Source organism: Pedobacter sp. (genome assembly GCF_041662865.1).
In the GTDB taxonomy this organism is placed as follows: domain Bacteria; phylum Bacteroidota; class Bacteroidia; order Sphingobacteriales; family Sphingobacteriaceae; genus Pedobacter.
The window spans coordinates 122818-142865 of record NZ_JBAZRL010000003.1 but is presented as its reverse complement, the minus strand read 5'-3'; the positions used below and the strand labels follow the sequence as shown (position 1 = coordinate 142865).

Annotated in this window: 18 protein-coding genes; 7 read left to right on the top strand and 11 right to left on the bottom strand. The window is 32.9% G+C overall.

What is annotated here, in order from left to right; genetic code table 11:
• From WC622_RS02225 to WC622_RS02200, 6 genes are all read right to left on the bottom strand, one after another.
• Positions 1-226 (bottom strand): hypothetical protein (locus tag WC622_RS02225; protein ID WP_372816856.1); only part of this gene is annotated, 226 nt, incomplete at its 3' end.
• A 72-nt stretch (positions 227-298) separates the two neighbouring features.
• Complete coding sequence (locus WC622_RS02220) at positions 299-745, bottom strand: hypothetical protein (RefSeq protein WP_372816854.1); 447 nt, start codon at positions 743-745, stop codon at positions 299-301.
• 11 nt (positions 746-756) lie between these two features.
• Positions 757-2421, bottom strand: coding sequence for a hypothetical protein (locus WC622_RS02215; RefSeq protein ID WP_372816853.1), 1665 nt, complete (start codon positions 2419-2421; stop codon positions 757-759).
• 74 nt (positions 2422-2495) lie between these two features.
• A complete protein-coding gene (locus WC622_RS02210) occupies positions 2496-3089 on the bottom strand; it encodes a Crp/Fnr family transcriptional regulator (RefSeq protein ID WP_372816851.1) in 594 nt (197 codons plus the stop codon).
• A gap of 719 nt (positions 3090-3808) precedes the next feature.
• Positions 3809-6586 (bottom strand): outer membrane beta-barrel protein, encoded by a 2778-nt coding sequence (locus WC622_RS02205; RefSeq protein WP_372816849.1) that lies wholly within the window; start codon positions 6584-6586, stop codon positions 3809-3811.
• A 205-nt stretch (positions 6587-6791) separates the two neighbouring features.
• A complete protein-coding gene (locus WC622_RS02200) occupies positions 6792-7391 on the bottom strand; it encodes a hypothetical protein (RefSeq protein WP_372816847.1) in 600 nt (199 codons plus the stop codon).
• Positions 7392-7603: 212 nt separating this feature from the next.
• On the opposite strand from WC622_RS02200, the gene WC622_RS02195 reads away from it, so the two are divergent.
• The 3 genes from WC622_RS02195 to WC622_RS02185 all read left to right on the top strand — a co-directional run bounded on the left by WC622_RS02195 (position 7604) and on the right by WC622_RS02185 (position 12292).
• Positions 7604-9949 carry a PIG-L family deacetylase gene (locus WC622_RS02195; RefSeq protein ID WP_372816845.1) on the top strand — a complete coding sequence of 782 codons (2346 nt, stop codon included), beginning with the start codon at positions 7604-7606 and terminating at the stop codon, positions 9947-9949.
• 130 nt (positions 9950-10079) lie between these two features.
• A complete protein-coding gene (locus WC622_RS02190; RefSeq protein WP_372816843.1) occupies positions 10080-11777 on the top strand; it encodes a sodium:solute symporter in 1698 nt (565 codons plus the stop codon).
• 95 nt (positions 11778-11872) lie between these two features.
• Positions 11873-12292, top strand: a complete 420-nt coding sequence (locus WC622_RS02185; protein ID WP_372816841.1) for a hypothetical protein — start codon at positions 11873-11875, stop codon at positions 12290-12292.
• Positions 12293-12392: 100 nt separating this feature from the next.
• On the opposite strand, the gene WC622_RS02180 is transcribed toward WC622_RS02185, so the two are convergent.
• Complete coding sequence (locus WC622_RS02180; RefSeq protein WP_372816839.1) at positions 12393-13241, bottom strand: DUF2911 domain-containing protein; 849 nt, start codon at positions 13239-13241, stop codon at positions 12393-12395.
• A 162-nt stretch (positions 13242-13403) separates the two neighbouring features.
• On the opposite strand from WC622_RS02180, the gene WC622_RS02175 reads away from it, so the two are divergent.
• Positions 13404-14249 carry an NAD(P)H-binding protein gene (locus WC622_RS02175; RefSeq protein ID WP_372816838.1) on the top strand — a complete coding sequence of 282 codons (846 nt, stop codon included), beginning with the start codon at positions 13404-13406 and terminating at the stop codon, positions 14247-14249.
• On the opposite strand, the gene WC622_RS02170 is transcribed toward WC622_RS02175, so the two are convergent.
• The 3 genes from WC622_RS02170 to WC622_RS02160 form a co-directional block, all read right to left on the bottom strand.
• Entirely contained in the window at positions 14246-14692 is a 447-nt protein-coding gene (locus WC622_RS02170) for a KTSC domain-containing protein (RefSeq protein ID WP_182923141.1), read from the bottom strand. The two genes, WC622_RS02175 and WC622_RS02170, sit on opposite strands and share 4 nt — an antisense overlap.
• 127 nt (positions 14693-14819) lie before the next feature.
• On the bottom strand, positions 14820-16130 hold the full coding sequence (locus WC622_RS02165) for a DUF3887 domain-containing protein (RefSeq protein WP_372816836.1): 1311 nt from the start codon (positions 16128-16130) through the stop codon (positions 14820-14822).
• Positions 16131-16265: 135 nt separating this feature from the next.
• The gene (locus WC622_RS02160) at positions 16266-16682 is read right to left on the bottom strand and encodes an OsmC family protein (protein WP_372816834.1); all 417 of its coding nucleotides are present in this window, start codon (positions 16680-16682) and stop codon (positions 16266-16268) included.
• A 158-nt stretch (positions 16683-16840) separates the two neighbouring features.
• Here WC622_RS02160 and WC622_RS02155 point away from each other — a divergent pair, with 158 nt between their 5' ends.
• From WC622_RS02155 to WC622_RS02145, 3 genes are all read left to right on the top strand, one after another.
• Complete coding sequence (locus WC622_RS02155) at positions 16841-17233, top strand: response regulator transcription factor (protein ID WP_372816832.1); 393 nt, start codon at positions 16841-16843, stop codon at positions 17231-17233.
• Positions 17234-17308: 75 nt separating this feature from the next.
• Complete coding sequence (locus tag WC622_RS02150; protein ID WP_372816830.1) at positions 17309-17779, top strand: nuclear transport factor 2 family protein; 471 nt, start codon at positions 17309-17311, stop codon at positions 17777-17779.
• Positions 17769-18506 carry a class I SAM-dependent methyltransferase gene (locus WC622_RS02145; RefSeq protein WP_372816828.1) on the top strand — a complete coding sequence of 246 codons (738 nt, stop codon included), beginning with the start codon at positions 17769-17771 and terminating at the stop codon, positions 18504-18506. The genes WC622_RS02150 and WC622_RS02145 overlap by 11 nt, the downstream gene beginning before the upstream one ends.
• Here the strand turns inward: WC622_RS02145 and hisS are convergent, their stop codons facing one another.
• Complete coding sequence (gene hisS / locus WC622_RS02140) at positions 18507-20024, bottom strand: histidine--tRNA ligase (protein WP_372816826.1); 1518 nt, start codon at positions 20022-20024, stop codon at positions 18507-18509. It lies immediately after the preceding gene.
• Between the last annotated feature and the right edge of the window lie 24 nt (positions 20025-20048).

The window sequence follows — 20048 nt, the reverse complement described above, 5'->3', positions numbered from 1 at the left end:
CAATTGAAATTGGACCGCTAGATTGTTTTACTGCTTTTATAATTTCTTCCGAGGTGGCAGGTACAATTACACTGTTAACTTTTATAGGATTGAGTTGAGTTACATCATTTACTATATTTTGCTCTTGTATCGGCTTATCGTTTGAGCAAGATGAAAACAGTAGCAATAAAGATGTTATTGCTACTTGTATAATCCTTTTAGAAACGAGCATATTTAATTTTAGCATAATAATTAATGAACCTGTTCGAGATGAGCTACATCTCGAACAGGAGTAATGAATGCATCAATCTCTTTAGTACTACTTCTGTTTTATAATAACACCATCATTAATTGGCTCGGGATAGCTATTAAACTTTACCTTGTTTGTTCTGTACCTTTTATTTGGCAATACTTCAGTAATATACAACTCATAAGTAGTATCGAAATAACGATGAGTTCTTGCTGCAATATCCATTAGTTCTTTAAAACTGATATATGGGTAATTTGGTTTCTTCGATACAATTTCCGCTTTAGGTTCTTTTTTTGTTATTAGATAAGAAAATGAGACATAGCTTTTATATGGATAAGCACATTTACAATAGAAAATAAATGAATATTCAAAAAAACTTATTTTTTCGATACGTAAAACCTGATTATTTTTTGATGTATTTAGCGTATCAGCCAGAAAATAGATCTTTCCGTTTCCTTGTGAAAAAGCATGATGGATAAGAAGTATAAATAAGCAGCTTAAAAATATTTTTTTCATGATTAGGCGTATTAATTAGGACAATTTGTTGGTAATTTCTTATTTGTTGGCACATTCATAAGATTGGCTAAGTAAAAAGCATCTCTTTCAGCTGCAGTAATGCCAAACTTAGTCAATAAATTATTATAAGATTTTTCTAGTTTATCTTTATAAATAGAGTATAAATCAACACCAATTCCCAGATAATTATAAGTTCTATCGCCAGGATTATTTAAGCCATAAATTGCTGCCATTTGATATTGCTTATCAGTATAGCTAGTTCCATTAACATCTTTTAATATTTTCACAAAATTATCTACATAATTTTCTATAAACAATGAGTGATCATTAAAATTTGCTCCATTAATCTCACTTTTAGCGATAGATTCAAAATTTATAACATCCATAGCCCAAGTTGAATATCTGGTAGTATCTACAGGAACGCCATATGAGCCCATTTTAATGTAATAATTAGCATATGCATGAGCTACTTCGTGTATAGTAGCCATTTGCAAAAATAGTTTTGAAGCATTATTTATGGCCGAACTATTAAATTCAATTTGAGAACTTGTACCGCTAAAAGTAGGAGCAGTTCGGCCTGTATTTCCTAACATATAATTATTTCCTGTACCTCCATACGGTTGGCTTGAAAATCCAAAAGTTAAATTTGGTAATCCTGGGATATTAATGGTTGTACCATTTGGCAATTGTATGCTTTGAAATGGCTGTATTAATTTCCCATATGTGCTATTAGCCAAAAGTTTATCTAGCACTTCTTTTACCATACATGGATAATATTTCTGAAGAGAATCTTGTTTCGTTTCTATATCTGGTGTCGATTCTCCACCACTACCATTACCTGGATCAATTGGTTCTGGCGGATCAGGAAACCAAACACTTTCACATATATTCTCTATACTATAATCAGTTAATATCCAAACCGAAGCTTGACAATAAGTGGGTTGCTGGCAATCATAGCTATATTCGATAACAAAACCACCAGTACAACTCATAAAATAGGTAACATACGTACATGATTTTATTTCGGTGTGACAATAATTTTCGAAGTATGAAGTAGCACCCCTATTTGATTGTAGCTTTTTGAGTGTTACTTCGCCATTTTTACGATATGCTTCGCTGATAGCCCCATTTTTATAATCAATAACATAATTTTCCTTAACTTCTAAATTGCTTAGAAAAAGCTTACCAGTAAAATTTTTAGTATTGATTTCATTTAACTTGCCAACAGATTTAATGGTATTCTGATTATTAGGCTGATAATACCTACCACGAAAATAATATTTTTCATTTTTTACGATAATGTAAGATTTCGCTCCCGATTCTTGGGCTTTATACAGTTTACCATCTCTCCAAAGATGGCCTATCAATGGATAAAATACATATGAAACACTGTCATTAATTGTTTGAATATGTGGATTATCCCATTCTGGTGTCCAGATTAAACTTGTATCGATGTTTGTTTTTAATTTAAGATCTAATTTTCTCGAATAAAAACTTCTTTTAATTTCAGCTAATCTATTTTTTAAATCAGGAGAATTTTCAGCCAATGTTTTTTTTGGTTGCTGGTCACTCTCTTTAAAATTTTCCTTTGTACAAGAGCCAATAAATAATAGAAGAACAATTTTAAAGATTAAGAGCTTGCTCTTTTTATCTTTAAGGTGTAATAATTTTTTCATAAATAGTTTTGGTTAATGTTTATATCCAAAACTAGATTATGTTTTTCCTAAAGCTTTTGACAAATGTCAAAAAATCAAATTTGCTTTCTAATTCTACTTAACGTTTCTTGAGAGATGCCTAAATATGAAGCTATATGACCTAATGAAACCCTATTTAACAACTTAAGGTTATTTGTTAATAATTGCTGATAACGTTGCTTTGCTGTTAGCATCCTTAATTCATTTGCTTGAATTTCATTACGGATATAATAAAACTCTGTAAGTTTTCTGCCGATGAAATTTAGCTCTAAATACTTTTCATAAAGTTTATTTAGTTTATCACGCTTTAAGGCTACAAAAGTGCAGTCCTCTAAGGTTTCTATATATTCAAATCCTGGTAGGCCAGTAAAAAAACTATACACAGAAATGAGCAGTTCATTTTCAACTAAAAACCAAGAGGTTATTTCTGTTCCTTCTTTATCTAAATAATACACTCTCGCTGCACCAACATTAATAAAATAAATCATGTTGCTGGTTTCGCCAGCATTTAATAATCGCGTTTTCTTTTCAACGTGTATAATATCACTCTCATTGACTATGGCTTTTTGTAGCTCATCAGTTAATGGGTAAATTGAATTAAATACAGTAAACAATTTTTGGTATTCTGGATATAGATTTTCATTAGGCATAACGTAAGATGAACAAAAGTTTAGCTTAAAACAATGATAAGACTAGTTAAATAGTCCTTTTTATTGCAAAAATCTGATGTTATGTGCCGTTATCCTTAAATTTAAAAACGTTCTTACTACTGCGTTTCTTGCTGTCATTGGTTGCCTCTTGCCAATGTATAACCAATCAAACAGTGCTGTTCAAGAACTTTAAAAGTTCGGTTCAAATCTGTTTTATCTTATAGTTCGAAATGCGCTGCACTAGCATCTTTCGGCTAGCAAAAGGAAATAAAACAACTGTATTTTTTAAATAGACAACTGTAAAACAGAAATAAACAACTGTATTTTTTAATTTATCAACCGTCGAAGAAAAATAAACAACTGTATTTTTTGAATTGACAATTGTAAAAAGAAAATAAACAACTGTATTTTTTAATTTATCAACCGTCGAAGAAAAATAAACAACTGTGTTTTTTAAATAGACAACTGTAAAACAGAAATAAACAACTGTATTTTTTAATTTATCAACCGTCGAAGAAAAATAAACAACTGTGTTTTTTAAATAGACAACTGTAAAACAGAAATAAACAACTGTGTTTTTTGTTTTGTCAACCGTCTAAGAGAAATTGACAACTGTATTTTTAGAATTGTCAACTGTTTTTTGTACAATGTCAGTTGACAAATAACAATTGTCAACTGACTTTTACTTAATGCTAATGGACAATGGTCAGCTGCCCTATCTAAAATCTAAAAAATGTATCCTTACCGCCTACTTTACCGCCAAAATTTTGAATATTGTAGGTTAACGTAACCAAACCATGTCTGCCTAAGTTATTTGTACGTGTATCACGAATTGAGTTTTCACTTATAGAGATATATCTTCTTGTGTTGGTATTTAGAATATCATTAACAGCAAACTTTAATTGTGCCCTATCGTTTTTCATAAACAATAAAGTAAGAGCAGCATTCCAGATTTCGACATTGTTGCTAAAGCCAGCAATTTTTTGAGTGTTGTGCTGAATTTTGTAGGTAGTTTCCCATACCATTTTCTTTGGTAAACGGACAATTAATTCAGTTTCACTATTGTGTGTATAAAAATTTAAATCTTTATAAAATGCATCATCATAGGTGCTTTTGTTATAAGCAACGCTATATGATTCTCCTAATTCAAATTTATCGTTTAAATTAATTCTACCATTAATTCTTGGTGCAATAGCTAAAGTATTAGCATAACTTCTTACGTCATTTACCTGTACAATGTTGCGGGTATAATTAGAATAAAATCCTGTTCCAAATGTAAACTGTCTTGTGCCGTTCTTAAAGTCTTTGTTAATGTTTCCACCTAAATAAAAACGCCAAATACCATCTGCATTAATTGGAGTATTTGTTTGAACTCCTTTTGAAATAGTTCTGGCCATAATTATAGCATTATTTTGAACACTTCCATTTGAATTTAGATTGTAATTAAGCGAACGTTTTGTGTCGTATTTATAAAGGTTTAAGTTGACTTGATAGGACTTAGCTGGTAATAAGTTTGGATTACCTTTTTGAACAAATAATTGATTTGTATTATCGTCAACAGGTTGAATGTACTTTACATCAGGCTCTCTAAATGAAGGCGAGTAACTTAAATTTAACGATTTGTACGTAATGTTTAATGAAGGCGCTATAAACTGATAATGTTGTTCAAACGATGGGTACGAACTAAAATTGTTCTTTAAATCAATCGTATTAAAAACAAAGCCTGGCTGTATATTTAAGTCTTTAGTAGCTTTCCATCTTAAACTTGTTCTCGTGTTCGATTTATATCCGCTTTGCGTTACGGTTTCTGACAAATTTGGTACTTCAACATCATACGCTTGATTAAGTGGATTTTTATAAAAAGTAGAAAGCGCATTTTCATTATCCAAATAATTTGCTCCAACAGCTAAACTTAATCGCAATTTTTTACTGATCGGTTCATTATAATTCGCACTCAAATAAACCCCGAAATTTCTAATATTATTATCTCTTAACTGATCTATAACTAATGTTGATGGTGGCGCTGGTAAATAAAAATTGCTGCTTGAGTTGTTAAAATTATCACTCAAATTGTCTTTTTTAGTAATACTAACGCTGGTATTTAACGAGCGACCTGCCTTTTTAAAATCTTTCCATAAACTAGTTAATAAAGAATAATCTGCATTATCACTCCGTAAACGGGAATTGGTTAAGCCATTATTTATTAAGTCATTAGTAGTATTTCTGTTTTCGGTTTGGAGCCCTGATAAATTTCTTAAAATGTTTAGCGTAACCGTTGGTTCAAAAGATAATTCTGTTAAGCTATCTATTTTCCATTCGGCTCTTGCGCCAAAATTATGATTATAGCTTTTGTTTTGTTGATTTGAAATTGTATTTGTGTATTGTTTTTCACTTCCTAAATTCTGGTCAACATCAACCAGTTGATCGATTAAAGTTTTAGCTTGTCCAAAGAAATATTTCCCATTAATCTTGATCCCATTTTTGGTTAAGGTATTAAAATTCGCTCCAGCACCTAAAGATTGTTGCACACCTGTGGAAGTTCCTCCAAAACCAATATTATTTAATTCAAAACCTCCTTCGCTATTAATCATGATTGAATTTATACCTGCTCTACTAAATCCTCCAATACGGGAAACATCACCGATACTAAATCCGGGTTTGTTAACATTATTTCCATAAGCCAAAACGCTTACTTGCGTAGTGTCTCTAAAAAAGTTCATAATACCACCAGTTTCGAACAAATCATTTGGTCCACCACCTGCATACAACTTACCGAAAGCTCCTTTTTTAATTGCTTTCTTCAGTTTTAAATTTATGACCTGCGGTGTATTCCCCGCCAATAGATCTGGGTCTCTTCGCTTTGCTTCTTTATCATCGCTCACCTGAATTTTATCAATAATATTTGCAGGTAAATTTTTGGTAGCCATTTGTTGGTCTCCACCAAAAAACTCTTTTCCATCAACCAAAATCTTGCTTACTGTTTTTCCATTTACCTGTATCGATCCATCTGATGAAATTGCAACTCCTGGCAGTTTTTTTAACAAATCTTCCACTACTGCAGTTGGCAGAGTTTTAAAAGATTCTGCATTAAATTCTATGGTATCTTTTCGAACAATTATTGGCGGCCTTTCCGAATTGATGACCACTTCATTTAGGTTATTCGTTTTTCCTGAAAGCAATAATTTTCCTAAATCTAAATTAAGAGCAGTTGGCGATAACGTTACTTCCTTACGTAAAACGTTATACATCCAAGCATTAATTACTAAGCGATATTTTATTCCAGTTTCGAGGTTAGAAATCTTAAATACGCCTTTATCATCAGATAATTTATAGGTCGTTAAAATGGTGTCTGTTCCTTTAAAAACAGATATTGTAGCATAATTTAATGTGAGTTTTTGATTTGTACTATCTAATAAAACTCCTGTAATACTTCCTTTTTGAGCAAACAAGAAATTAGCACATAATAGTAAAGCGAAGGCTAGTAAAATTCTTTTCATAAAATGGGATAAACAGCTAAAAGACACCAAGTTTTTTATAACGTTACATCAAACCTAAAAAATTAGTTGATAAAAAATAAGATTTAACAACTTTGTTACGATTATCTCGTAGGTTAGATTAACATCATTAATCGAAAATGATAATTACTAGCAGATTATTTTATGAAATGTGACGAAAGCTAGAATAAATGTGATGAGTTAAGTTTTACAATAAAATTTTACTGCTTACTTCTTTATCAATGGTGATATACCCTGGATATTTAACTAAATTATTGCCAACTAGTATTGATGGTTTAATTTTTAGTGTAACCATCCCTTTCTTTTCTGTGCCTTTACTTGCGCTAGTTAAAAATGCAGTAATATCATCTAAAACTTTTCCGTTCGCTATAAACTGATAAATATTAGCATTTAATTGAACTGGTACAGTAACGCTTTTGCCAGCATCAATACTAACTCTTTGATCTACGGAGCCATTTGCAATTTCTTGCTTGTTAATGAGAATGATATATTCGAAATTATTAATAGCCGCTAAAGTGCCTGATGGATTGGTAATTTGAAGATTTAAATTAGCTCTTAATGGAATGTCTTTCCTTAAATATCCTAATGCCAAAGCTGGAATGCTTACTAGATTAACCGACCTTTCATTTATCAATTTTTTCACATCTGTACCAGCCAGTGTGATATTAGATGCATCGATTAGTTTATAATCACATTGTTCTAATGCTTTAATTTGTTGAGCTTGCTTGTTAATGCTACACGAAGAGAAACCAACGGCCAAAAGGCAAATTAAAAATATTTTATTCATGATATATTAACGACTAATTACACATTAAGGTATAAAATCACTTTCTTCGGCTATACAACAACAATGTAAGGCAAATTGTTACGTAAAGAAAATGTGCCTTCCATTTGTTCTGTTAAATTTTAATTAATTTAGTGCTATAACCAAACCTTATGAACTGTCGAGCTTATTTTTTTGCTTTACTCTTAGTATTCCCTTTCCTTTTAAAAGCTCAAATGCAACAATTGAATGCTGCTGAAATTGCATTGGGCATCTCTAAACTAAACGTTAAAGGAAGTGTATTATATATTGCAGCACATCCTGACGATGAAAACACAAGATTATTAGCTTATTTGGCAAAAGAGCAAAAAGTAAGAACAGGGTATTTATCGCTTACTAGGGGTGATGGCGGACAAAATTTAATTGGCAACGAACAGGCAGAATTGCTAGGATTAATTCGAACCCAAGAATTATTGGCAGCTCGCCAGATTGATGGAGCCGAACAATTTTTTACTCGTGCAAACGATTTTGGTTTTTCTAAAACTCCAGAAGAAAGCTTTAAAATTTGGGGTAAAGAACAAATTTTAGCCGATGTGGTTTGGGTAATTCGCAAGTTTCGCCCGGATGTTATCATTACTCGTTTTCCTGAAGATGCTAGAGCTGGGCATGGGCATCATTCGGGTTCAGCAATTTTAGCTAGAGAAGCTTTTTCTGCAGCTGCAGATCCTAAAAGGTTTCCTGAGCAATTGAAATATGTGCAAGTTTGGCAAACAAAAAGAATAGTTTGGAATACTTTTAATTTTGGAGGAACGAATACTACATCAGCCGACCAACTTAAAATAGATGTAGGTTTATACAATCCGCTTTTGGGTAAAAGCTATGGTGAAATTGCAGCGATTAGTCGTACAAATCATAAAAGCCAAGGCTTTGGTTCTACTTTACAACGTGGCGAAGCTTTCGAGTATTTTAGTCCTATTGCAGGTGAACCTGCTAAAAACTCGCTTTTTGATGGAATAAATACCACGATAGAAAATACACAATTAACTTCCTTAATATCAGAAATTCAAGCTAATTATCGTGTTAATGCACCTTGGCTTTCTTTACCGAGTTTATTAAAACTTAAAAATGCAACCAAGGATATTTCTTTTAATCATCAATTAGTGGATGATTTGATTTTAGCCTGTGCTGGAGTTTGGATAGAAGCCGATGCTTTAGAAAACACTTATGCCGTTGGCGATTCAATTCCAGTTAAAATTCAGGCAATTGCCAGAACAAAAGATGTTTCTTTAGTAATTGCTAATCAAAAACCCATTCAACTCGAACAAAATAAATTGGTAGTTTCCGATTATAAAATTGCAACCTCGATTGCTAATAGTACTCAGCCGTATTGGTTAACAAAAAATCATTCCATTGGACAATTTGTAATAGATTCTCAGCAAGATGTTGGCTTTCCCGAAAATCCAAAATCATTGAGTGTTAAAATTCAATTAACAATGGATAGCCAGCAAATCGAATTGAATAGTCCTGTGGTTTTTAAATCTACAGACCCTATTCGTGGCGAACGTTATCAGCCCTTAGTTATAGCACCTGTTGTTACAGCCACAATGAGTGAAAAAGCTTATCTATTTAATGGTAATTCACCTAAAAATATTACAGTTCAACTTAAAAGTTTTCGCAACAATAGCACTGGCTTCATAACTCCTCAAGTACCAAAGGGATGGAAGAGTAATCCCGAAAAAATTAACTTCAATTTAGAGAAAAAAGGCGATGAACAAATTGTGAATTTTACCATTATTCCGGGGAATGAAACTAGCAGCGGAAATTTAATTTTACAGGTAAATACCAATGGGAATATTGATGATAAAAGCTTAAAGATAATTAGTTATGAGCATATTCCTAACATTACTATCTTTCCTCAGGCTAGCGCCAGATTAGAAAAAGTAGACTTAAAAATTGTTGGCAAACGCATTGCTTATATTGATGGGGCTGGCGATTTAGTAGCCGATGCACTAAAACAAATTGGTTATGAAGTAACGCATTTAACCACCGCACAAATTCTTAATAACGACCTTTCCATTTACGATGCGATTGTTACGGGCGTTCGTTTGTACAACATTAACAACGAAGTGAAAATAATACAACCTAAATTATTAGCGTATGTACAAAACGGAGGGACATTGTTAATTCAATACAATGTAAATAACGGTTTAAAAACACAAAATATTGGTCCTTATCCTTTTAAACTTTCTGTTAAAAGAGTAACCGAAGAAGATGCTAAGGTTAATTTTCTGGCACCTACAAATCCAGCTTTAAATTATCCTAATAAAATAACAGCTAAAGATTTTGAAGGTTGGGTGCAAGAGCGAGGCATTTACTTTGCATCAGACATCGATCCAAAATACACCACAATTTTAAGCATGAATGATACAGGAGATTCTGCTGGCGATGGTTCTTTACTCATCGCCAATTATGGCAAAGGCAAATTTGTATACACCTCTTTAGTTTTTTTCAGAGAATTACCTGCAGGTGTGCCTGGTGCTTATCGATTATTTGCAAATTTATTAGCGCCAAAACAACCCTAATTATGGAAGAAAAGCAACCAGAGCAAGAATTACCTCCATTTGTAAAAACCTGGAAACAATTTTATAGATTACTAATTCTATGGCTTGCTTTTTTGATTGCATTGTTTTACGCTTTCACTAAATATTTCGAATGAGCTATGTAGACTGGGCAGTATTATTTACAACCTTACTAGCTATTGTGGGGTACGGCGTTTACAAAAGTAGAGGCGTACAAAGTATGCAGGCTTATTTATTGGGTAATCAAAGTTTGCCTTGGTATACCGTTTGCCTTTCGGTGATGGCTACACAAGCAAGTGCAATTACTTTTTTATCGGCACCTGGCTTAGCTTACTCATCGGGTATGAGCTTTGTGCAATTTTATTTTGGTTTGCCATTGGCGATGATTGTTTTGTGCATTACGTTTGTGCCTATTTTTCATCGCTTAAAAGTTTATACGGCTTACGAATATTTAGAACAACGATTCGATTTAAACACAAGAGCCTTAACTGCATTTTTATTCTTAATCCAAAGGGGATTATCAACCGGAATTACCATTTATGCACCATCTATTATTTTATCAACTATTTTAAATATTAATACCACCTATACAACCTTATTTATTGGAAGTTTAGTCGTTTTTTATACTGTTTATGGTGGAACAAAAGCTGTATCTTATACACAGCTCTTACAAATGAGCATTATTTTTTGTGGTTTATTTGCTGCTGGAATTATGGTTGTTCACCTCCTGCCAGGAAATATTGGGTTTGGTAAAGCTATTGCTATTGCAGGAAAAATGGGAAGAACAAATGCTATTGATTTTCATTTCGATTGGGATAATCCATACACCGTTTGGAGTGGATTAATTGGCGGGTTTTTTCTTCAACTTTCTTATTTCGGCACTGACCAAAGTCAAGTTGGGCGCTACCTTACGGGTGCATCAGTAAGCCAAAGTAGATTGGGTTTGTTGATGAATGGTTTAGTAAAAATTCCGATGCAGTTTTTAATCTTATTAATTGGGATTTTGGTTTTCACTTTTTATCAATACAATAAACCACCGCTATTTTTTAATAAATACGAGTTAAATAAATTAGAACAAAGCCCATACAAAGCTGAGCTGAAAAAGATAAACGACGATTATAACAAGTCTTTTGAAACCAAAAAGTTAGAAGTAACTAAGCTTGATAGAATTCTAGATCAGAACAATAAAACTGCAATTAACCAACAACGTATCGCTGTAAAAAAAGCAGATGATCAGACAAAAAGCATTCGCAAAAACTTAACAGATTTAATGATTAAAAATGATAAGAATGCTGAAAAAAATGGCGCTACAAACGACAATAATTATGTATTCTTAAGTTTTGTTACTCAATATTTACCAAAGGGATTAATAGGTTTATTGATTGCCATTATTTTTCTAGCATCGATGGGTTCTACCGCAAGCGCATTAAATTCCTTGGCTTCCACCAGTGTGGTAGATATTTACAAAAGACTAATTAATAAAGAAGCAACAGATCAACAATATGTAAAAGCATCTCGTTGGGCAACCATTATGTGGGGTGCAGTTTGTATTGTCATGGCCTTATTTACAAGTAAAATTGGCAATTTATTAGAAGCCGTGAATATATTAGGTTCCTTTATTTACGGAACAATTTTAGGTGTATTTATTGTCGCTTTTTATCTAAAGAAAATTAACGGAAAATCCGTGTTCTATGCTGCAATTTTCTCAGAAATAATAGTTTGTATCTGTGGCTACAACAAAGTAGTCGCGTACCTTTGGTTAAATGTTATTGGTTGTTTATTGGTGGTTATTTTTGCTTATATAATTCAGTTGATTAGATTTAAAAAATGATTTACAGAATGACTACGAAAGGCAAGATGTTTAGTCTTAAATGGGTAATATTATTTTCGTTTCTTCTGATTCCTATTTTATTGAAGGCATTTTTTATGGACTCGCCAAAAGGAGACGCATTAATTCTTTTTTGCATTTTTATTTGGCTATTGTTTTGTTTTCCACAGTTAAACTTGTTTTTACAGTACCTCAAAGCAACCAACTATCTGCGTATAGAAATCGACTATCATCAAAAAACCATCTCCATTTCAAAAGATGGTAAACAGCTAGAAAAGAAATTCTCTGATATCAAAAGACTTTCCTTTCATAAAGCCAACCCCCCATTTTATTTAGGTTCACGGTGGCTTACAATTTGTAATGATTTCTATTATTATAAAATTGATTTTGAGGAAGAATCATACTATCTGACCAGCATATTATTCCCTACTCCTTCAATAAATGGAGAAAAACATTTTTACGAATCTTACTTGGAAGTTACGACCGCTTATGCTAGTATAAAGAAGACAATCAAATAGGTTAGAGTTAACATGCTTGCATTCTAAACAAAAAACCGCTCCAACCCAAGTTGAAACGGTTTAAATATTAACTCAAGACTGTAGACTAACGACTCAAGACTTATTTCTTAGTCTCTGCCAATAACTGCGTATTTAACCTGATATACTCGTCATTTTTCATTGTAGTTGCTAAGGCGATACCAGCTTTTGCACTTTCAGCAGCACCAACTTTATCGCCAGATTTTAACTGCATTTTACCTAACCATAACTTAGTCCAAGGCATTTTTGGGTCAGCTTTATCAGCTTCTACCATCCAACCTAAAGCAGTTTTTAAATCTTTCCCGTTAGTAAAATAATAAATAGCCGATTGCATATAAGGTTTTTTATCGCCTTTCATCGCTTCGGCAATATTTGTCATTGCTTTCGCATCAACATCAGTTGTTAGGTTTACTGTAAAAGTGGTGTTCTCCCACATTACTTGCAATTGAGCTTTACTTTCTGTTACGTTTGCAAATTGCATCGTTAAAGTTTCCACTTTATTTTTTAACACATTCTTCTTTACTTTGACACGCAAAACATCATCTTTTTGATCGTAGGTATAAGCACCCCATTGCTTAGCATTTTTACTAAAAATAACAATCCATTCTTTCGTATTAGGGATAGAGAACAAACCATATTCGCCAGCTGGCAAATCTTGTCCTTCTATTTTAACAGGTTCAGTAAAGGTGATTATTGTAGCAGCATTTGCACCAGTTCTCCAAACTCTATCCATAGGTTCCATTCCCCCAAATATTTTACGCCCTTTAACATTTGGACGAGAATAAATTAATGTAATTTTTCCAAGTCCAAAATCTTGAATAATAGTTTGTCCACTGCTCGCTTGTGGCAATTTAACTGTTTGCGCATTAAGGTCTGCATACGTACCTAATACAACAAAAAGTAATAAGATGGTTTTGATTGTAGTTTTCATTTTTTGTTTTTTAGTTTCCGATTAAAATTAAACATATCATTAGATAAATCTTCATTGTTTGCAACCAAAAGGGAAAAAATATACCTCTCTTAGAAATTTTCTTTTTTCATGACATTGTTTAGCTTTCATTAAACTATCTTGCTTTAAATTCATTTTTATTAAATGACAATCAATCAAACAGACAAAAAAGAGAGAATTAGCATTTTAGGGTGCGGGTGGTATGGCTTTGCTTTAGCAGAAAAATTGATTGAAAACGGGTATGAAGTTAAAGGCTCTACTACAAGTGAAGCTAAAATAACTAGTTTTAAAACTGCAAATATTCAACCCTACCTTGTTAATTTCGAAGCTGATAAATCTGAATATGATGCTGGTTTTTTTGACTGTGACATTTTAATCATTAGCATTCCTCCGAAAAAAAATTCACCCCAGCTTTCTGATTTTACTATCAAAATTAAAAACATTGCCGAAGCTGCTTCAAAAGCAAAAGTTAAGCAGGTTATTTTTATTAGTTCTACAAAGGTTTATCAAGATGGAAATTTTGTTGTAAATGAAAATATACTGCCTCAACCAGATACTGATTCTGGAAAAGCTATACTTGATGCAGAACATCTTTTAAAAGAAATCAAATCTTTCACCACAACTATTATCCGCTTTGCGGGATTAATTGGGCCAAATAGAAATTTAGCAAAATATTTTGCTGGCAAAAAAGAAATAGCCAATGGTTTAGCTCCAGTTAATTTAATTCATTTAGACGATTGCATTGGAATTACCGAAACCATTATTCAGCAAAAAGCATTTGGAGAAATATATCATGGAGTAACTCCAAATCATCCTTCTAGAAAAGATTTCTATACGAAAGCTTGCATTGTATCTGGACTAGAGGAACCATCATTTATTGCCGAACTTTTAAAGTGGAAACAAATAGAAAGCAAAAACGTATCCGAAGTTTTAGCTTACGAATACGTTTTTAAGAATTGGGATAAATATTTTGAGACGCTAGCTGATTAAGCCATTGCCAATTTACTTACATTACGATAAGGGAATGCGTTGAAGATGTGTCTTCTAGCAAATCTACCTGGCGAATCTGCATTTACTAATTTGATATACATTGCTCTTGGCACATCAAAATATTCGTAACCACTACCATCAAAAAAATCGATGCGTAGAATTTGATCTTTATATTGAAAATCTTGAATATTTGATAACGTTGTAGTTTGAATATATTCTTCTTTTGCATGCTCCAAAGTTTCTGGTGCAATGCTTAATAAAAAGTTATATGCTTCAATAATTTCTTTGCTTTTTTCTTCGGCTTCAGTGTGTTTTTCTGCATCAGCACTAAATTTATCAGGGTGCCAATCTTTCATCAAGCCTCTATAAATACTCTTGATTTCTTTTAATTCTGTAGCTTTAGTAACTCCTAATGTTTTTCTGTAATCTCCAACTTTCTTCATAAACCTTTTTATATGTTATTGTTTATGAAATGATTGCAAAATTTTAAAACGCAACTCCCAGTAAAACAATTTTTGTGCAAAGGTACGCTTTTTAAAGGAAAATTCTAATAGTAGCTTTACTAATTGTTTATTTGCCCTTAATCCATATGGCAATATCATCAATTAGCTTTTCTGATACATTTACAGGAACTTGATATTGTGCCATTGTTCCTTTTTCAGTTTGCGGACTTAACAAATGATTTAATTCTGGATATAATTTCAATGTTGCATTTGATTTCTTGCTCAATGCTGTATTCCATAAATTGTAATCGATTTCGGATACTTGAAAATCATTCCCGCCTTGAAAAACAAGAATACGCTGTTTTATTTTTTTCGCAACAGCTACCTGATCATAAGAATTTAAATCAACCCAATACGATGCTGGCAAACCTATCACAAGCGAGTCTGGCTTCATAGATCCCAATTGTGATACTCTACTTTGCTCTATTGTACCAATTGCCTCTTGCAATTTATCTTTAGTGGCTTGTGTAGTATCCTTAGTAAGCTCAAACATATATTTATTCTGATCTAAAATAATGTCTGTTAATTTTCTAGCTGGAGCAGCTGCTAATATAATTCCTTTTAAATCTGGTGCCATAGTTGCCAAACGAGGGGCAAGCATTCCACCCAAACTATGTCCCAATAAATAGATGTTTTTCAAATCTACTCCAGGTAAGGTTTTAGCCAATGTAACGGCAGCCAAGGCATCCTCCATTACTTCTTCTTTAACTGTAAACGCACCTCCAAAATCATTTGGATAAATTAATGTTCTTTTTACATAACGTATCGTAGCTATTCCTTTTGATGCAAGACCTAAAGCCAAATCCTTTAAAGGTTTATTTGGACCTACAGTTTCATCCATATCACCAGGTCCAGAACCATGTACAAGAACAACAACTGGGAAATTTTTTACATTTTTAGGTGTAGTAATTATTGTCGCAAGCTGATGACCTGGCGACTGAAGATAAACTGATTTTTCTTGGTATAAGGTAGTATCTGCTGCGTAACTAGGTTTTGTATATGTCACAGCTTTTGGAGCCATAAAAAGTCCAACTAATTTTTCGCTCTTATCAAAAGCTAGCATAAAGTCTTGCTCATCCTTTTCAAACTTCCCATTTACAATTACAACATAATACTGCCCTTGTATTTTACTCTGGATAGCCTCTAAAGATTCCGTTTTACCTAGCTTTGTTTTTACTGAACCCCAAAGTTGCTTTAAATTATCGACAGAAATTTTGGTCTGTTCGCTTTCTGCAAAATAGGCATGAGCTGTATCAAATTTGCCTTCTTCTAATAAAGTGAAAAACTGATTAGCTTTACCAAACAAGCTTAATACATTTTGAGAGAATGAAACTGTACTTATAAGTAAAAGCGCAATTAAAAGGATGGTTTTCTTCATAAAAATTTAATTACCTCACATTTAGTGAGATTCAAAGTTAATAATATTTAAATCGCTTTAATGTTAAAAACTGTGAAATAAAAACGCTGCTTCAGAAAACTGAAACAGCGTTTTTTAACTTAAAAGAAATAGAGGTTATATAAGCTCAGCTTCAATAGTTATTGTTGTATTTAACAGTTTAGAAATTGGACAATTTGCCTTTGCATCAGCAACAAGCTCATCAAATTTGCTTTTCGATAGTCCAGTTGCTTTAACTTTTACCTCTAAGTGTATGTCCACAATTTCTCCTTTTTCTGGATTAAGGTTAACAATAGCTTTGGTTGTAATTTCTTCTGGCGTAATATTTTCTGCTGAAATATTAAAGCTTAATTTCATTGTAAAACAACCAGAATGTGCCGCAGCAACTAACTCTTCAGGGTTTGTACCTACACCTTCTTCAAAACGACTTTTGAAAGAATATTGTGTCTGATTTAATGTTCCACTTTGTGTGGTCAATGTTCCTTTTCCGTCTTTTCCTGTGCCATTCCAAACGGCTGTTGCATTTCTTTTCATATCGAATTGTTTTTAATAAAGAAAGATAATTTATCGCACATATGTTTGCTCATCATAAATATCTGACAATAAATTTACTCATATTTTCTTTAAATAAATTTAGTTTAAAATATCAATGCAATAAATATATTTGTAACAACATTAAATATACTAACGCCTTGGCAAAAAACTCTAAATCGTACAAAAACATCTTAGTTATAGAAGACAATCACGCTATTTTAGATGTGATAACTTTAATTCTACAAAGTGAGGCTTACAAAGTTTCTGGGCTAAATAAAAGTGCGAATATGATGGAGCATATTCATGCTTTCCAGCCAGATTTGATGATACTTGATATTATGCTTCCTGATGCTGATGGTAGAGAATTATTAAGCCAAATCCGCACAAACGAAAAAACTGCGATTATTCCAGTACTCATGATTTCTGCAAAATACACCGCTCAAAATATTCAGCATGGCCCACATAAACCGAATGGGTTTTTAGCAAAACCTTTTGATATAGACGACCTTCTGGATAAAATTGAAGGTATTCTTGCAGGGAAAACCTATTAATTACCGTTGACTTAAGTCAATGCCAATGAACTTCGCTCAGCAATATTTTTCTTACATTTAAGAAAACTAAAGCTAATGAACGCGAACGAACAACTCATCAATACTTTTTATACCTGTTTTAAAAATAAGGATTATAAAGGCATGCAGGCTTATTATGCAGATAATGCTATTTTTAGCGATGCTGTATTTAAAAATCTAAATGCAGAACAAGTAAAAGCAATGTGGCAAATGTTGATTTCAAAGGGTAAAGATTTAAGATTAGAATTTAGCAATATTTCTGCCGACGATACAACTGGCAAAGCTCATTGGGATGCTTATTATACGTTTTCTGCAACTGGTAAAAAAGTAATAAATCGCATTGATGCAAGCTTCGAATTCGAAAATGGGAAAATCACAAAGCATGTAGATCATTTTGATTTTTATACTTGGGCAAAGCAAGCATTAGGAATAACTGGTATTTTGCTGGGTTGGACAGGGTTTTTGAAAAAGAAGATTCAAACGACAGCTTTACATAACTTATCTAAATTCATGAATAATGAAAGATAATTTCTCTGTTCAATCTGCACAATATGCTAAGTTTAGGCCGAAGTATCCTGAAGAGCTTTACGATTTTCTTTTTTCACAAGTTGTAAAAACTGATTTCGCTTGGGACTGTGCGACAGGAAATGGTCAGGTTGCAGTAGAACTTTCTAAAAAATTTAATCATGTTGACGCAACAGATATCAGTGAAAAGCAATTGATCAATGCTCCGCAATTACCTAACATTAAGTACAAGGTTGAATGTGCAGAGCAAACCGAATTTCCAGACAATCATTTTGATTTAGTTACAGTTGCACAGGCCATACACTGGTTTAAATTTGATACATTTTTTGCAGAAGTAAAACGTGTTTTAAAGCCAGATGGTTTATTTGCCACTATTGGTTATGGCATTATGCATATAAATCCCGACGTAGATAAAGTTGTTCATTATTTATATGAAGATATTTTAGGCCACTATTGGGATGAAGAAAGAAGACATATTGAAGATAACTACCTTAATATTCCTTTTCCATTTGCAGAGATAGAAAGTCCGACACTAGAAATTTTAACCAAGTGGAATTTCGAGCAACTGGTTGGTTATTTAGAAACATGGTCTTCGTTACAACATTATATTAAAGCAAATGGAGAGAATCCTATGGCTTTAATTTATGAAGACTTAAAAAAAGCATGGGGGAATAATGACCAAATAGCTGTGCATTTTCCGCTTTTACTTAAGGTTGGAAGAAAATCTTAATTATTTCAGCTTTGCTATAATGGCAGCTATATCCAACTTTTGTTGATCTCCACTTTCCATATCTTTTAAAGTTAGCAAGCCACTATTCATTTCATCTCCTCCAATTAAAATCACATAGGGGATATTTTTAGCATCCGCATAACTCATTTGTTTCTTAAGTTTCGCTGCCGATGGATATAACTCTGCAGAGATATTCACGGTCCTTAACTGTTGTAAAATTGGCAAAGCATATAGCTCAGCTATTTCATCAAAATTGCTAATTAACACTTTGGTTCCTCGCGCTGCAGAGGCTGGAAATAAGTTGAGTTCTTCTAACACATCGTAAATACGATCTGCGCCAAATGAAATGCCAACTCCAGTTAAATCCTTTAAGCCAAACATTCCGGTTAAGTCATCGTAACGACCGCCGCCGCCAATGCTTCCCATTGCAACTTCATTGGTTTTAACCTCGAAGATACAGCCTGTATAATAGTTTAAACCACGGGCTAAGGTTATATCAAGTTCGATGGAAGATGGAAGATGTGAAATGGAAGATGTAAGTTTAAAAACATAATTGAAAACAGTTTCAATTTCTTCAATCCCTTTTAAACCAATTGCCGAACTTGCTAATACCGATTTCAAGCTCGACAATTTCTCATCTGTAGTGCCTTGTAATAAGATTACTGGTTTTAGTTTTTCTATATCAGCATTGCTGAAACCACGTTCTAACAATTCCTTTGTTACGCCATCAAAACCTATTTTATCTAGCTTATCAATTGCAACAGTCATATCTACAATTAATTCTGGTTTACCAATAATTTCGGCTATGCCTGATAAAATTTTACGGTTGTTAATTTTTATAGTGAAATCGTTTAAGCCTAAGTTTTTTAGTGCTTCGTGATAAATTAAAATAAATTCGGCCTCATTTAATAACGACGGAGAACCTACAACATCTGCATCGCACTGATAAAATTCTCTATATCTGCCTTTTTGTGGTCTATCTGCTCGCCAAACCGGCTGTACTTGGAAACGCTTAAACGGAAAAGAAATTTCGCTTTGGTGCATCACAACGTAACGAGCAAAAGGCACAGTTAAATCGTAGCGAAGTGCTTTTTCGGATATCTGAGAAAGAATCTGTGAGCTTATTTTTTTATAAAGTCCCTTGGAGCTTGATGCATTCTGAAATCCTTTTGAATCCATATTATAAGCCTCAATTCCCATTAATGCCTCTTCCTCATCAATTCTAGCAATGGTTACTTCATTATCCGAAAAGTCTTTTGTAACCACTGAAATTTTATCAAGTACATTTTGGGTTAAATAATCTCCACTATTAATAATCTTAAAAATCAGTTTATCACCTTCATCGCCATATTTACCTGTTAAAGTTTGCAAGTTCTCCATACTTGGAGTTTGAATTTCGGCGTAACCATATTTTTTGAAAACAGTTTTAATGGTATCGAAAATATAGTTGCGTTTCACCATCTCTTGTGGCGAAAAATCTCTTGTTCCCTTTGGTAAACTCGGCTTGGTAATAGACATGGCGCAAAAGTACAAAAAAGATTA

Coding starts and splice junctions, on each gene's coding strand:
- WC622_RS02220 (WP_372816854.1), bottom strand. CDS start 745: ATGAAAAAAATATTTTTAAGCTGCTTATTTATACTTCTTATCCATCAT.
- WC622_RS02215 (WP_372816853.1), bottom strand. CDS start 2,421: ATGAAAAAATTATTACACCTTAAAGATAAAAAGAGCAAGCTCTTAATC.
- WC622_RS02210 (WP_372816851.1), bottom strand. CDS start 3,089: ATGCCTAATGAAAATCTATATCCAGAATACCAAAAATTGTTTACTGTA.
- WC622_RS02205 (WP_372816849.1), bottom strand. CDS start 6,586: ATGAAAAGAATTTTACTAGCCTTCGCTTTACTATTATGTGCTAATTTC.
- WC622_RS02200 (WP_372816847.1), bottom strand. CDS start 7,391: ATGAATAAAATATTTTTAATTTGCCTTTTGGCCGTTGGTTTCTCTTCG.
- WC622_RS02195 (WP_372816845.1), top strand. CDS start 7,604: ATGCAACAATTGAATGCTGCTGAAATTGCATTGGGCATCTCTAAACTA.
- WC622_RS02190 (WP_372816843.1), top strand. CDS start 10,080: ATGAGCTATGTAGACTGGGCAGTATTATTTACAACCTTACTAGCTATT.
- WC622_RS02185 (WP_372816841.1), top strand. CDS start 11,873: ATGGACTCGCCAAAAGGAGACGCATTAATTCTTTTTTGCATTTTTATT.
- WC622_RS02180 (WP_372816839.1), bottom strand. CDS start 13,241: ATGAAAACTACAATCAAAACCATCTTATTACTTTTTGTTGTATTAGGT.
- WC622_RS02175 (WP_372816838.1), top strand. CDS start 13,404: ATGACAATCAATCAAACAGACAAAAAAGAGAGAATTAGCATTTTAGGG.
- WC622_RS02170 (WP_182923141.1), bottom strand. CDS start 14,692: ATGAAGAAAGTTGGAGATTACAGAAAAACATTAGGAGTTACTAAAGCT.
- WC622_RS02165 (WP_372816836.1), bottom strand. CDS start 16,130: ATGAAGAAAACCATCCTTTTAATTGCGCTTTTACTTATAAGTACAGTT.
- WC622_RS02160 (WP_372816834.1), bottom strand. CDS start 16,682: ATGAAAAGAAATGCAACAGCCGTTTGGAATGGCACAGGAAAAGACGGA.
- WC622_RS02150 (WP_372816830.1), top strand. CDS start 17,309: ATGAACGCGAACGAACAACTCATCAATACTTTTTATACCTGTTTTAAA.
- WC622_RS02145 (WP_372816828.1), top strand. CDS start 17,769: ATGAAAGATAATTTCTCTGTTCAATCTGCACAATATGCTAAGTTTAGG.
- hisS (WP_372816826.1), bottom strand. CDS start 20,024: ATGTCTATTACCAAGCCGAGTTTACCAAAGGGAACAAGAGATTTTTCG.